Here is a 15,161-nt window from a genome sequence, read left to right as displayed (position 1 = left end):
TGATATGGACTCCCCGCTCGGCATCTTTCTCTAGCGAGTGTGCCATAGTGAAGTTGATAAGTAGCTTCAATTGAGGAGAGTCCATATGTCACTAATTAAAGCAATTGGCATCGATTTAGCCAAATCTGTTTTCAGTATCCACGGTGTCGATAGTCATGACAAGTGTCAATTACGAAAAACCGTTAAGCGAAACAAACTGTTAGCTGAAGTTGCTAAGTTGCCAGCGTGTATCATTGGTATGGAAGCGTGCTCAGGCGCACACTACTGGGCAAGAGAGTTTACTAAGCTTGGCCATGAAGTACGCATCATGGCCTCAAAGTTCGTGATTCCGTATCGCCAAAACGAAAAGAACGATGCCAACGACGCTGAAGCCATTTGTGAAGCGGTGACCCGTCCCAAAACGCGCTTTGTCACCATCAAAAGTGAAGAGCAACAAGCCGTGCTTTGCCTACACCGTATTCGCCAAGGGGCTATCAAGGACAGAACCGCACTCATTAATCGGCTTCGGGGCTTACTCGCAGAATTTGGTATTATCATGCCCAAAGGACGTTATCCGGCACAACATGCCATTAGTGGCATCTTAGAAGATGGTGAGAACAACTTACCCATGCTCGCTAGAGAGCTACTAAGTGACTTATGGCAAGACATTAAAGCATTAAACCAGCAAATTCTTAAACATGACCGAAAGCTCTATCAACTCGCGAACCAAATGAACGCGGCAAGGCGCTTAATGACCATTCCTGGGGTTGGCGAAATCACGGCAACGGCGGTTGTTGCGACGGTGAGTGATGCAAAAGATTTTGATACCAGCCGCGCCTTTAGCGCTTGGATTGGTCTAGTACCTAGGCAATACACGACAGGTGGGCAAGTGAAACTTGGCCGAATCAGTAAACGTGGCGAAAAACACATTCGCACCTCACTCATTCACGGTGCTCGAGCCGTAATAGCCAACTGCAAACATAAAACAGACAGAACCAGTTTATGGGTAAAAGAGCTGATTGAGCGACGAGGATTTAAACGGGCAACCGTCGCGCTTGCAGCCAAGAATGCACGGTTGATATGGGCATTGCTTCGAAGTAAAAACGAATACCAAATAGATTATGTAAAATAGAAAAGATTGAAGTTGTAGAGGTAACCCTAACGGTTAACCCCACCGCGTCTTAGCATGAGCGATTGACGATAACACGGTCAGACCGAGAGCATAAAAGCCTGTTTAGTCGGGAAGCGCATTTCTTGAAAGAGAAGACGCTGTTTAACGAATGAGGCCATGCTCAAGCGCAAATCATCAGGGCGATAGCACAAGCTGTTACGGCAGTATGCTAACAAACGCCGAATGTAGAGCTGCTGTCAGACTTTCTTGTTGTCAGAGACTGCTTGTGCTTGACAAAGGGGAGTCCATGTAGCCCCAATAAGGGGCTGATAAATGCTTGGCTAAACTTGTGTAGCGGAGCGGAACTGAGCCAAGCTTTAGCAGTCCCGCACTTAATTGGCTTGTTATATGCCGACTTTTTTGTGGCCATATATTCTTATGCCGCGATCAGTTTGCTCAAGTTCAAACTCCCCAGTTGACTCAAGTATTGAAATAACTAGATCTACATCCTGTTCAAAATTCATATGAGGTATATTTTCATAACAGGGATCTACACCAATTCTTGGAATTTCGATCCATTCAATTCTTCGGTAGGCAAGTGGAGCGCCAGCAAGCCCACAATCACCAATAAACCTATCCATTAAATCACTTTCGTCGACGAAGCAACTGCGCAACTCATAATCTAAATCGACATACTTCCAAAACGCTTGTTTCAAGGGGACAACACTTAAAGCTGTAAATACCTTCCGCCATTTTGTATTGGACATAAACGAAGCATCAAACTTACGCTTGATTAATTTTTTAAGTGCTTCTTCCATTCTAGCAGGCATGAAATTCCTCAGGCATATAACAATTTATTATCCGACAAAATGTCCAAGTTTCTACCGACATTTTGTCCAATAATATTCTTAATGATTTTTAACCATACGCTAGGCTAATAATATTTCAAGGGTTTTAACTTTGGCTAATATAGCGGCGGATAAACTTGGACAAAATGTCCACGATCCTGAATATTGTTTAAATTTCCTGTTTATGTGTATAAATACAGTGTTGTTATCCTGGGTTTAAAACAAAAAATTTAAGAGCGATCTTTAGTGTAGGGGAAGATATTTTTCAAGTTTTATATAGCTAAATGCACTATAAAGCTGATGGGTAGGGCTATTCACTAAAAAAGAGCATAGGCTTTCCACTAATAATTGCCATTGCAGCGCAGTTAGTAAAAATCGCGAAAATTGGAAAGCGGTAGCGAATAAACAAGGTTAAGAATCGCTAAATTCCTTACCTCTAATATTAATTTTTATGGTAGAAAAAAGCTTACTTAGCGAAGTTCACTAAGTAAGCACTTTTAACAATGGTTTCGAGTGATAAGTGTTAGTAACTAGTGGCTTTTTATTGTTATTGCTTTGCTAGCAGTTTTATTCACGCCAATATAGTCAGCCATTTGTCCATCTTCATCTAGGGTAAATGGTTTAACGTTTTGCTGGAACGCTGTATGCCATTCAACCAGTGCAAAGTTATCTAACAACACATTGGCATCAATGTTTTCCATATTCTCAAACTCAACGAGTACGCGGTAACTGCGATAGCGTATGCGCGGTGAGTCAAAGTCAACTTCAAGCGCTTGCCAACCATTATTTGGGGTTAGTTCAAAAGATTGAATAAAGTGTTTAGGGCTTTCGGCGTAAGCATCTAATAGCTTTTGCCCGCTTTTACGGCCTTGCCAATAAACATTTACCTTCACAGGCTTATTTGTTTTTGCTTGTACAGTCATAGTCATTGGATTATCCGCTGCGTAAACACGGCGAAAGTGCTTCATGCCAAATAAGCTTGTCGAATTTTTATCTACGGTTAATTGCATCGCTTGTTTGCTTTGAAAGCCGTCTGTAACCAATTGCCATTGTTTAGGTAATTTGAAATTGCGCTCTGGTGCGTTAAACCAAGTGAATTGTTCAAAGTCGCTGCCATTAACTAAGTTACTACCCAAACGATATTGCAAATCATTGTTTGTTAAGTCAGCGCTTGGTAAGTCAGCGTTTGGTAATTCAACTTTTTGAATTTTCTCAGACCAAGCTTTGTAGGGGATAGGCAACGTAGTCATTTTGCTAACATCAAGGCGATATGCTTGAGCAAGCTTTCTCTTAGCACTTTGTTTTACAGTGTTTGCCGCAGAAATAACGCCATGTCCATGATGATTGGCAATATGGGTGTTACGCTTTGCCGACAAGGTAGCGATACGAGTCAGTGCGCGATTGCGTTCGTCGTCCATTGCTGGTGTTGGTTTGTAGTCTTTTACATATATTGGCACTAACTCTGCGCGACTAAATTCGCCGTCATCTAGCCAAACATATAAAATGTAGCTGTGTTGTGTGGCACTAAAGTTTTGGTCGAAAATAAAGTTACCCATTGAATAGGCAATTAAATTGCCGTTATATAATTCAATACCTTGGGTGACATGTGGATGATGTGCAACGACCAGCGCTGCGCCGTTATCTACCGCTGATTTTAAGCGCTGTTCGGTAACGCCTGTTGGCTCTTTAACGTACTCTAATCCGCCGTGATACTGTACGATAGGCAAGTTACCTTGTTGTTTGGCGTCGCTTACCGATTGCTTAATATTTTCCATGTTGCCAAACGCAGCACCACCTTGATGAGCATCTGCCGTTTGCGTTGGCTTTTTACCACCATGCCAGCCAACATAACCCAATAGTGCCAGTGGTTGATTGTTGACAGTCATATTGTAGGGTTTGAGTGCTTCTGCTTCATTATAACCCGCACCAGAATAGGGGAGTTTGGCTTCGTTTAGAGCGTTTAGTGTTGATGTTAACCCTTCGTCCATGTAATCAAACGTATGGTTATTGCCTAAGGTTACGTAATCAATGCCTGCCCATTGCAACGCAGTAACGGTTTCTGGCGCTGAATAAAAGGTCACCGACTTTTGCAGGCGCTGTATTGGCTCGTCTGCTGCTAATTGAGTTTCAAGATTAACGGCAGCGATATCGGCTAAGGCCATGTAGGGTTTTACATGCTCAACTAAGGCTTTGCTGTCAGGCAAAATTGAATCAGGCTTGATCAGTACGGGATCGTCAAAGTAGGGTTTGTAGTAGCGTCTCCCCATCATCACGTCGCCGCCAAAGGCAAACATCACTCGACCGCTCTTTTTCTCTATCAATTGAAATGGTGCCTTGGTGTTAAGGTTTTCCAGCTCTTTATGACTAAAGGTATGAACGCGTTGGTAGTAGTCACCTTTGCTTAACGTTACTTGATAGTAGTTTTGTTCTGGCAAATTAAGCGTAAACTCACCCTGTCGGTTCGAGCGAACTTTTTGCCCGTTAATGCTAACGTCTACGCCAGCAATAGGTTGGTTGTTTTCATCTGCAACCTTTGCGCTAAACCTTGTGTCGGCATAACTATAAAATGAAGAAGACAATGAAAGGGCGAGAGTCGCCAAGCTCAATAATTTCGGCGGAAATAGTTTGCTCATGGGCTGCCTGCTGTGGTTATTTTTGTAATGATTTTAGCAGTATATCTTGGTGATAATAGTGATATCTATTCCATTGGGTGAAAAGGCTATAACTTGAAGGAATGTTTGCGCGTTAATGAAAGTTTAACCTTGATGTATGTGCGAAAAAGTCGTCGGACTAACCAATCTTTTTTAAGGCCTGTGGCCTAGTTACTTATCTCGGTTGCAACGCGGAAGATAGTTAATACTTGTTTTAGCGACCCTAAATCATTGGCCTCGTTGCTGGAAAAGAAAATACCAATGGGCATTGATTGCATCGCACTGGCAAATTGTGCGGATGTCATGTTGATTCTTTCAAGGGTTAAACGATTTGCTGTAATTTCTTGTTCAATGCGATTAATAATAACGCCGAGCATGTCTTCTTGCTCTTTATCCATGAGCGCTTGGCAAAGTGAGTGACCTGCATGAACCAATTCAGTTCGAATCACTTGGCTTGATATATCGTCAAATACGCCTTGGCAGCGATTGACAAACAGGTTTTCTGTTTCTTGCCAAAAATCCCCATTAGCTTCGGCGTATTCGTTTAACGCAATATCATATTCAGCAAATTGGCGTTGTACCATGGCTTGGAACAAGGCTTCTTTTGAGCTGAAGTTTTTATAAATCGTTGCTCGTGAAATACCTGCATACCGGGCAATCAATGAGACGTTACTGGCGTGATAGCCATGCTGAAAAAAGCATTCTCGTGCGGCACTTACAATTTTTCCAACTGATTTAGGCAAAACAATCAATCCAAGCGGGGGGTCATAGATGCGCTAATGATAATGTGTTGTCTATTCATAAACAATACACATACGAAACAAGTTTACATATTATGCAAATGTGTAAACCTGTGTTAGCATGCCTGTCATGATGTAAACCTAGTGTTTACACAAATTACTTTTGAGTATGGTTAAAACGGCGGGCTAGTCGCTATTAATTCAGCAAGCTATACCAAGCCCCAACAAGCTAAAAAAGGCTAACCCCAAATTGCTACCTTACTCAGCTTAAAAATTTCCATTGTTGGTATGTAACAAACTACTGGAGTTGATGTGTTTCGTATTTTAATCGTGATGATGGCGCTTACTTTACAAGCGTGTTCAGAGCAAACTGTAGAAGTGGCTGAAAAGCCACCATTAGTTGTGCAATTAACCGAAGTTAATGCAACAAATATTAATGAAGTTTATGAATTTCCTGCGATTGTTTCAGCAGTAAAAGATGTTGATGTTAAATTTGAAGTCTCTGGCCGCTTAATTGAAGAAAACCTTATCGAAGGTAGCCTAGTGAAAAAAGGTGAAGTGCTGGCGAGAATTGATCCGGCACCGTTTCGTCGTAAGGTTGAAGAAAGTCGCACTCGCCATCAAGATGCCGCTAGAGCGCTGCGCCGTATTGAAGAAGTTCATGCAAAGAACGTCGCCTCACAGCGCGAATTAGACGATGCCCAGTCACTATTTACACTCACCAAAATTGCCCTTGAAGATGCAGAACAAGATTTAAGCTACTGCACAATTCGCGCACCTTTTGATGCCGTTATTGGCACACGCTCTATCGAAAACAACAGCTATATTCGTGCTGGTGATACCGTTGCAAATATCCAAGATCGTTCAGAGCTATATTTTTCATTTGAAGTACCAGAGCGCGTAATGACGGCCAATGCAGGTAATCGCGAAATTAAGGCGACAGCCTCGGTGATTGGTCATGAGCAGCAAATATTTGATATTCATTATGTTGAGCATGAAACAACACCTGATCCGATTGCCCAAACCTATAAAATTACGTTTGCAATTGACGGCGAAGCGTCAGAACTTTTTTACCCAGGCTCTCGTGCAACCGTTAAAGTAAGTGACGTTCATGAAGACCAAGCAGCACTCGTGGTACCGTTAAATGCCTTAACGGGGAGTAAAGACAGCGGATTTTTTGTCTGGCTGTTTGATAAAAACACAAATACCGTGGCTAAGGCATCTGTTGAAATTGCTGCAATTAGCGGTGAATTTGCATTAATTGGCAAAGGCTTAAAAGCTGGTGACAAGGTTGTATCCGCAGCTGTTCAGCAAATGCGCGAAGGGTTAAAAGTTAAAGAATATCAGGCGGATTTCTAATATGGATATCGCACGTTATTCACTTATTCGGCCGATTAATGTTTGGCTTATCACTCTATGTTTGTTGGTTGGTGGTGTCATTGGCTTAAATGATATTGGCCGTCTGGAAGATCCTGCTTTTACCATCAAGCAAGCGGTGATCATGACCTATTATCCGGGCGCAAATGCGGAAAAAGTCGAAAAAGAAGTCACGGAGCAACTGGAAATCGCACTGCAACAAATGTGGCAGTTAAAGCGGGTTGAGTCAGAGAGTAAACCAGGTTTTTCACGCATTACCATGGAAGTAAAGTCGAACCTTGACGGACCACTGCTACCGCAAATCTGGGATGAATTACGCAAACGTTTGCGTGATGTAAGAGCGGATTTACCGTTAGGAGCAAGCCAGCCGGTAGTGATTGATGATTTTGGTGATGTATTTGGTATTTACTACGCACTTACTGCACCAGATTTTTCCGCTTACCAAATGCGTGAATTCTCGCGCATTATTCGCCGTGAGTTATTAACGGTAGATGGCGTCGCAAAAGTCGCCGTTAGCGGCATTCTAGAAGAGCAAATTGTTGCGGAAATTGACCTTTATCAAATTGCTGGTTTAGGGCTTTCATTTCCAGATATTGAACAAATTCTTGCGAGTAACTTAAAGCCGTTTGCGGGTGGTCGTTTATACGTAGGTGACAAGCAAATTCGTATTCCGGTATCTGCAGCAACCGATAAAATAGCTGAAATTGAGAATATTTCTTTTGTTTTACCTGGTCGCAATGCGTCGATCAAAATCAAAGATGTTGCGACGTTAAGCTTGCAGCCTGTTGATATTCCGTCTGATCTTAAACGCTACAATGGTGAAAGTGCGATAACCCTGAGTATCTCGGCACAAAACGATGTCAACATTGTTGAAGTTGGTGAGCGCATTGAAGCAAAACTTGCGAATGTACTTGCCGGTTTGCCTGCGGGTATCGATGTTTCACCTATCTACAACCAAGCTAAAATCGTTGATAAAGCGGTTGATGGTTTTATTTTAAACCTTGAAATGTCAGTTGCTGTGGTAACGATAGCGCTATGTATTTTCATGGGCTGGCGCTCAGGTGTCGTGGTTGGTGGCACTTTGCTCGTCACAGTCTTGGGTACAGTACTGATAATGTGGCTTTATGGCCTACAGCTAGAGCGTATTTCGCTTGGTGCTATGGTGATCGCGATGGGGATGCTTGTCGATAATGCCATAGTAGTTGCTGAAGGCATGATGCTGCGTATGGAAAAGGGCAAGTCCGCACTAGAGTCAGCCAGTTTTATTGTAAAGCGCACTCAATGGCCGCTTTTAGGCGCGACCATTATTGGTATTGCGGCGTTTAGTGGCATTGGCTTGTCTGACGACGCAACAGGTGAATTCTTATTCTCGTTGTTTGCGGTTGTGCTCATTTCACTGATGCTAAGTTGGGTACTCGCGGTGTCGTTAACTCCGTTACTAGGCAAATACTTCTACAAAGTAGCAGCAACTGAAACGGAACATGAGCAGCACTCTTTCTTCCATCGTGGCTATTTAGTCTTATTGCGCAATGCATTGCATTACCGTGGCTTGTCAGTACTTGTGTTGCTGGTGATCACTGTTGGTGCTTATGCAAGTTTTGGTTTGATCAAACAAGGCTTTTTCCCTCCATCGAACACTCCTAACTTTTTTGTCCATTACTGGGGTCCACAAGATAGCGACATTCGAGCGACAGAAAAGTACATGAAGGCTGGCGAATCACTCATTCTGGAAACTGAAGGTGTAAGCTCATTAACGACTTTTATTGGCCGTGGCGCAGAGCGTTTTACCTTAGTTTACGGGCCGCAAATGCCTAATGAAAGTTACGGCATGTACTTAGTGCGCGTTGACGATGCGAAAGATATTCCTCGCATTGCCAAAGACTTGGGCGAGCGTTTACAAGCAATTAACCCGAACGCCAATTACTACCCAGAAGTTATGCAATTTGGCCCAAGTTCAGGGGCAAAACTGCAAGTGCGCTTTTCAGGATCAGATCCTGTGGTGCTAAGGGATTTAGCCGAGCAAGCAAAAACCTTGTATCAACAAGACGGTAATATTCGAGATGTTCGCCATAATTGGCGAACTAAAGGCATGGTGTTAATGCCTGAATATGACATTAACGCAGCGGGTATGGCTGGGGTTTCACGTAGTGACTTTAATCAAACTGTGCAGTTCTACACTAATGGTCTAACAGTTGGACAGTTGCAAGAGGGCGATTATTTATACCCAATTGTCGCGAAAAATCGGGTGACTCAGGGGGAGTCGGGACCAGCGCAACTTGGCGAGCTAGAAAATGGTTTAGTGTGGAGCGCCAGCCAACGTACTTATATTCCATTTCGCCAGGTCAGTGGCAATACCAGCTTCGATAGTGAAGAGATGCTGATTAACCGTCGCGATCGCGTTAGAACCATAACCGTCATGGCGGAAGCGGGTTATAACGAAACGGCGGGAGCAGCGTTTAACCGTATGCGTCCATTGATAGAAGCTATTGAACTGCCTGACGGCTACCAATTAGAGTGGGGTGGAGAGTTTGAATCTTCACGCGATGCGCAAGCTGCACTAGGTAAAGGTTTACCGCTAGGTTTCTTGGTGATGTTTATTATTAGCGTGCTGCTATTTGGCCGCACTCGTCAGCCGTTGATCATCTGGCTTGTTGTGCCTATGGCGATTGTTGGTGTAGTCGCTGGTTTATTAATTGCTGATTTACCGTTTGGTTTTATGTCGTTGCTTGGTTTCCTGAGTTTATTCGGCATGTTAATCAAAAATGCTATTGTGTTACTGGAAGAAATCGATTTGCAAATTGAAGAAGGTAAAGCAAAAGGTGTGGCAATTGTTGATGCGAGCTTAAGTCGTTTACGCCCTGTATCGCTAGCGGCGATTACCACTATTTTAGGGGTGATGCCGTTGATTGCAGATCCTTTCTTTGCCGATATGTCAGTGACCATTATGGGCGGATTAGCATTTGCAACACTGTTAACCCTAGTTGCTGTGCCGGTGCTGTATAGCATTCTCTATCGCATTAAAGTAACTAAAGTTAAAAGTGCTTAAGAGCTGGCTAAAACGGTTTAGCCAGCTGACCATCTAACAAAAATGTTTCGCGGGAAAAGATGCTTGGTTGCTGACCTTGAGTAGAAAAAGTGACACTTTCGTTATTCGTTTGACAAAGCCAGAGCTGCATTTGCTCTGGCTTTTTTGATTTTATGGCGTCAGGTGTTGCAATCGCCAAGTTCACACCGCGTTCCATATCCTGATTCATACCGTGTGTGTCTCGGGCTGAATAAAAGCGGATAACTTCTGTTCCTTTCTGCTGTGTTAGGTGTTTACCTATGGCTTGCGAGGTTTGATAGCTGGTCGCGGCGCTAATGGCACTGAGGTGGTCTTGCTCGGCCAGTTTAGTTAAATCGCTGCAACGTGTTGTGCTCACTTTTACGCTAAAAATAGAGTGTTCAGATTGAATGGTACCTTCATAAGGGGTTGCCATATCATGCAAAAACACAAAACGATAAAACGCACACTCTGCCAGTACCGTTGATATTTGCTCAGCACCATAAAAATAGCTAGGCATTGTGATATCGCCAAAGCGTGAACCGTATTTAAGTGGTGGGTAGCGAAAAGGCGTGCTGATTAAATAGTGCAGCTCTTCAGTTGCTGGGCGATAGGCGGGTTTCACCTCATCTAATAACTGTTCAAGTAAATGTTGTTCACTTAAATCATCAACAATTTTAGTGGTTGCGGCGTATTCTTGCGTTTCAACAATGCGAAATACATGATTTGAATAGGCGGTATGCTTGGGGCAGGCAGCAATGATGTTGTTTATCATAGAAGTTCCATTTCTATGCGGGTAAGGTTGTGTGTTGGCTTGTTGGCAATATAACTAAACTAAGTAAGTGTAACGAAGCTATATAACCAGTAATAACAGTAACGAAATAGCGCTACCGGAGCTACCGGACATTAAATTTTACCGCGCATTGCATCTAAATATTGATTGGTTCGATATAAACCTTCAATGGTCGGACAAATTTCTGCTGGGATACCATTTAAGGCGTTATTATGTGTGCGATACCAATGTTGCATAAAAGCTTCATCACCACCTGCTATCGCGAAGAGTGAGCGATACAAACGGATAAAATGCAGCAGAATTTCACCTGTTTTAGATTTAGGCGAGAATCCTTTGTGTTGATTGCGTGAAAGCGTTGAGGCATTAACGCCAGAAATAGCCACTTTCTCTTGTGTTGAGATATTGAGTGACTGGCAGGCATTGTTAAACGCTTTGATGATCACCTGCGCTTCACTGCGTTGTTGATCGGTATTGTGATGATCATCAGTGCTCGAATACATCGCTTGGCTTGATGTATTTGTGTTAAGTTTCGGAACAGCAGTCATTAGGCCTCCTAAATGCATATGCAAATTTTGGTATAAAAAATGTGCAAATGCAAGTTTTGAGGTTGGCTGCTATAGGAACAAGCGAAACCTTAAAGCCAGCTATAGGAACTTATTCAGAGCTGAGGTTATTTACTTTCTACGATTGAATTGCGCAATATAAGGCTAGGCTCAAAAACGCGTTCAATTGATAAGTCTTTGCGCTTATAAATATCGGTTAACACCATTTTGGCGGCCATACGTCCCATTTTTTCAACAGGATTATCGATAGTGGTCAAAGTAGGGTAAAGGTAATTGGCAAAAATAACATTATCGAATCCGATCACCGATAAATCATTGGGTAGTGTATAGCCGTGCTCACGAGCGTACTTCATGGCACCAGATGCCATTTCGTCATTGGCACAAACGACAGCGCTAAAACTCAATTGATTGTCGATAAAATGCTTTAATCCTTCGCTACCACCAGTTTCTTTAAAGTCGCCAATGAACAATAAGTCGCTATTAAATTCGATTCCGTGTTCTTGCAGTGCGCGCTTATGACCTAGTAGTCGATTGCTGGCATCTGCTTTAAATTGTGGTCCTGCGATGTAAGCAATGTTGTTATGGCCGTGATCAATCAGCGCTTTTGTTGCCAAATAACCACCAACTTCATTGTCTAAACTAATGCACTTATCTTTAAGCTGCTCAACATAGCGGCTAAGTAGATAAATAGGCGTATTGCCTTGGCTAACCTCGACTAAGTAGTCATCAGTTACCGCTTCAACATGAATGATAATGGCGTCGCAATTACGGCCCATTAAAAACTCGATACCGTCTTTTTCTCGGTCTTCTTCTGAATGCCCAGTAGTAAAGATAACGTGTTTACCAGCGGCTCTTAGCTCTGATTCAATACCGGCCATCATTTGACCAAAGAAAGGGCCATGTAGCTCAGACACCATAATACCCACCGAGTCACTGCGGTTTGATGCTAGCGAACGGGCGTTTGCATTGGGTCTGTAACCAAGCTCATTCATGGCATCAAGCACTTTTTGCTTGGTTTTATCGCTGACACGCGCATTATTATTCATTACGCGAGAAACCGTTGCGAGTGATACACCAGCTAATTTTGATACTTCATAAATCGTTGCCATGAGCGCTATTAACTACCTTGCTGTTGTTCTTTGACCAAATGGGCGGCAATCATACCTAAGATAATCTTTGTTAACCAGAGGTTAATGCATTGTGTTTTAGCTTGCCTTGGATCGTTTCTAGTTTATTTGATGTTAAGGTGTAGCGGGTCATGATCGCCGCAACTAAAAATGAACCTAACGCCGGTAATACCGTAAACGATAACAAAATACCTTGCTGGGTTGCTTCGGTTTGGCCAAAATCTGGTTGATATTGGTAGTATGCCAGCAACCAGCCGGCAATTGCGCCACCAAGAGCTACGCCCATTTTGATGAAAAAGATAACACCAGAATAGACTAGCCCAGTAATACGAATGCCCGTTTTTTCATGGCCGTAATCTATGGTGTCGGCCATTTTGGCCCAAAGTAGTGGCGTTGCCATGTCGAGGAAGAATTTCCATAAAATAAAAGCGACAAAAGCGAGTACCAGTTGATCAGCACCAATAAAGAAACTCAATAAGCAAATGGTCGCGGCAATAAACTGAAGGCTAATATAGGCCTTAATTTTACATACTCGTTTAGCCAGTGGTTGTGCGAGCGCACAGCCTACCATACTGGCAACCACCCCTAGGGTCATAAATGAAGTGATTAAGTCTTCACGACCTAGGTAATACTTGACGTAGTATACGGCTAAGGTAAATCGTAACACTTGTCCGGTGAGTAGAAATAGCGCGGCTAAACAGAGGATTCGCCATTGATCGTTTTGCCATAGTGATCGAGCGCTTTTTAATAAACTCACTTCTTGCTCTTTTGGCTGTTCGATACGTTCTTTAGTGCCGATAAAACACAATAAAAACATAATCAGCCCCATGGTACTCATCGCCGCCATCGTGTATTGATAGCCCTTCGCGTTATCTCCTTGCCCGAAAAACTCGACTAAGGGCATGGTGCAACCTGCGACAATAACGCCGCCGAGCATGCCAAAGACAAAACGATACGATTGCACGGTGACACGCTCTTTAGCATCAGCCGTTAACACGCCGCCAAGCGCACAATAAGGAATATTGATTGCAGTGTAGGCAATCATCAACAGCGTATAGGTAGTAAAGGCATAAACCAGCTTACTGGTACCTTGCAAGTCAGGAGTGGTAAATGCGAGCACGCTGATAATGGCAAATGGCAGTGCTAACCAGAGCAGGTAAGGGCGAAAGTGTCCCCATTTGGTGTGTGTGCGATCGGCTAGTGTTCCCATTAACGGGTCGGTAATTGCATCGACCACGCGCACGACTAAAAACATGGTACCAACTACAGCTGGCGATAAACCAACAACATCAGTGTAGTAAAGCATTAAAAACATCATGACCGTTTGGAAAATAATGTTACTCGCGGTATCGCCAAGGCCATAGGCGATTTTTTCACGTACACTAACGCTGCTGTTTATTGTCATTTGCATTACCTAAGTTTTATACCTAATTATTATTTTTATGGGCGCTTTTTTTAAGGTCGGCTTAAAATCAAATCACGATAGGCGAGGCCACTTTGCTTTATCGTACGTTGTTGCGTGTCATAATCAACATGAACAATACCAAAGCGTTTTAGATAGCCTTCAGCCCATTCAAAATTATCCATTAAGCTCCAAGCAAAATAGCCTTGAACATTAACGCCTTGCTCAATGGCATTGTTCACAGCAACTAAATGCTGTTGGTAATAGTTCAGGCGATCTAAGTCGTTAACTTGTCCGTCAACGAAGGTATCAGCCATTGCGGCTCCGTTTTCGGTAATGTAAATCGGCGGCAGTTGGTAGCGACTATTCAAATCCGTAAGTAACTTAGTAAACGATGAAGGGTAAATTTCCCAGCCGATGTCGGTTATTGGTGCTGGTGGCGGTAGTTGTTCAAAAATTTCTTCATCATGCGAGGTATAAATTGCACGTGTATAGAAGTTAATACCAAGGAAATCTAGCGGTTGACTAATAATCTCAAAGTCACCATCAAATACTTCAGGCTGTTGCGACTTTGGCAAGTCGTCAATAATTGTTGGATAAGCTTTATCAAGTATTGGCTTGATATACCACTGGTTAAAATAATCGTCCGCGTAGTTCGCTGCTGCTTGATCTGCAGAAGTTTCTGGATAACAAGGAGTGAAATTCAACACAATGCCGTTCATGGTATTTGGGCTATTTTTTTGTAGCACTTGCATACCTAAACCATGCGCTAACAGTAAATGGTGAGCGGCTTTCTTGCCAAACTCTTTACCTACTTTACCCGGCGCATGAATACCCACTTCATAACCAAGGTAGGCACTACAGAAAGGTTCGTTTAGCGTTGCGTAAGAATGAACGCGATCGCCAAATGCTTTGGTTACTAGCTCGACGTATTCTTGGAATTTATAGGCGGTGTCTCTGTTTAACCAGCCACCATTATCTTCAAGGTGCTGTGGTAGATCCCAGTGGTAAAGGGTGACAAACGGCTTAATATTACGTGCAATTAACGCATCTAAAATAGCAATATAAAAGTCCAAGCCTTGTTGGTTAGCAGAGCCATCTTGGTTCATGACTCTAGGCCATGAAATTGACAAGCGATAGGCGTCTACCCCCAATGAATCAATAAGCTTGATATCGTCTTGCCATTTTTCGTAATGGTTGCAGGCGATAGCGCCGTTAGAGCTGTCGGCAATTTTGCCTTCGGTGGCACAGAATGTGTCCCAAATACAAGCTAACCTGTCGTCGATACCGCCTTCAATCTGAAATGAAGCCGTTGCAACACCATAAACAAAATCCTTGTTTAACATGGTTGAGTTAGCGGGTAGCTCTAGTTTATTCATTCACTTTTACCTATTTAATTGGGCACAATATCAGCGACCATTTTGAATTACGTTATACTGAGTTCAAGAAAGATTGAAAGCGCTTACAAATGTATTGAAAAACAACCCTTGTTGGTTTTTAATAACGGGGAGTGAAAGCGCTTACATT

General features: G+C 43.0%; 11 protein-coding genes. 3 read left to right on the top strand and 8 right to left on the bottom strand.

Annotated features, from left to right (window positions below):
• Nucleotides 1-85: 85 nt before the first annotated feature.
• A complete protein-coding gene (locus DXX92_RS10270) occupies nucleotides 86-1,111 on the top strand; it encodes an IS110 family transposase (protein WP_116000052.1) in 1,026 nt (341 codons plus the stop codon).
• Between the two features lie 383 nt (nucleotides 1,112-1,494).
• Here DXX92_RS10270 and DXX92_RS10265 read toward each other — a convergent pair whose 3' ends face one another.
• From DXX92_RS10265 to DXX92_RS10255, 3 genes are all read right to left on the bottom strand, one after another.
• Nucleotides 1,495-1,920: a DUF6678 family protein gene (locus tag DXX92_RS10265; RefSeq protein ID WP_116000363.1), complete on the bottom strand. Its 426-nt coding sequence runs from the start codon at nucleotides 1,918-1,920 to the stop codon at nucleotides 1,495-1,497.
• A gap of 548 nt (nucleotides 1,921-2,468) precedes the next feature.
• Nucleotides 2,469-4,571 (bottom strand): CapA family protein, encoded by a 2,103-nt coding sequence (locus DXX92_RS10260; RefSeq protein ID WP_116000362.1) that lies wholly within the window; start codon nucleotides 4,569-4,571, stop codon nucleotides 2,469-2,471.
• Between the two features lie 185 nt (nucleotides 4,572-4,756).
• The gene (locus tag DXX92_RS10255) at nucleotides 4,757-5,332 is read right to left on the bottom strand and encodes a TetR/AcrR family transcriptional regulator (protein WP_181901738.1); all 576 of its coding nucleotides are present in this window, start codon (nucleotides 5,330-5,332) and stop codon (nucleotides 4,757-4,759) included.
• 309 nt (nucleotides 5,333-5,641) lie between these two features.
• Here DXX92_RS10255 and DXX92_RS10250 point away from each other — a divergent pair, with 309 nt between their 5' ends.
• Together DXX92_RS10250 and DXX92_RS10245 are read left to right on the top strand one after the other, a co-directional pair.
• The gene (locus DXX92_RS10250) at nucleotides 5,642-6,688 is read left to right on the top strand and encodes an efflux RND transporter periplasmic adaptor subunit (RefSeq protein ID WP_116000360.1); all 1,047 of its coding nucleotides are present in this window, start codon (nucleotides 5,642-5,644) and stop codon (nucleotides 6,686-6,688) included.
• Between the two features lies 1 nt (nucleotide 6,689).
• The gene (locus DXX92_RS10245; RefSeq protein ID WP_116000359.1) at nucleotides 6,690-9,752 is read left to right on the top strand and encodes an efflux RND transporter permease subunit; all 3,063 of its coding nucleotides are present in this window, start codon (nucleotides 6,690-6,692) and stop codon (nucleotides 9,750-9,752) included.
• A 7-nt stretch (nucleotides 9,753-9,759) separates the two neighbouring features.
• Here DXX92_RS10245 and DXX92_RS10240 read toward each other — a convergent pair whose 3' ends face one another.
• From DXX92_RS10240 to DXX92_RS10220, 5 genes are all read right to left on the bottom strand, one after another.
• Complete coding sequence (locus DXX92_RS10240) at nucleotides 9,760-10,524, bottom strand: RES family NAD+ phosphorylase (protein ID WP_116000358.1); 765 nt, start codon at nucleotides 10,522-10,524, stop codon at nucleotides 9,760-9,762.
• Between the two features lie 131 nt (nucleotides 10,525-10,655).
• On the bottom strand, nucleotides 10,656-11,087 hold the full coding sequence (locus tag DXX92_RS10235; RefSeq protein WP_245961457.1) for an MbcA/ParS/Xre antitoxin family protein: 432 nt from the start codon (nucleotides 11,085-11,087) through the stop codon (nucleotides 10,656-10,658).
• 125 nt (nucleotides 11,088-11,212) lie between these two features.
• Entirely contained in the window at nucleotides 11,213-12,214 is a 1,002-nt protein-coding gene (locus DXX92_RS10230; RefSeq protein WP_116000357.1) for a LacI family DNA-binding transcriptional regulator, read from the bottom strand.
• 70 nt (nucleotides 12,215-12,284) lie between these two features.
• Nucleotides 12,285-13,637, bottom strand: a complete 1,353-nt coding sequence (locus DXX92_RS10225; RefSeq protein WP_116000356.1) for a glycoside-pentoside-hexuronide (GPH):cation symporter — start codon at nucleotides 13,635-13,637, stop codon at nucleotides 12,285-12,287.
• Between the two features lie 50 nt (nucleotides 13,638-13,687).
• Nucleotides 13,688-15,013, bottom strand: coding sequence for a GH1 family beta-glucosidase (locus DXX92_RS10220; protein WP_116000355.1), 1,326 nt, complete (start codon nucleotides 15,011-15,013; stop codon nucleotides 13,688-13,690).
• Nucleotides 15,014-15,161 lie beyond the last annotated feature (148 nt).

It is taken from the genome of Thalassotalea euphylliae (genome assembly GCF_003390395.1).
GTDB lineage: Bacteria > Pseudomonadota > Gammaproteobacteria > Enterobacterales > Alteromonadaceae > Thalassotalea_F > Thalassotalea_F euphylliae_C.
The sequence above is the reverse complement of the archived record's forward strand: the minus strand, read 5'-3'. Positions and strand labels throughout refer to the sequence as shown.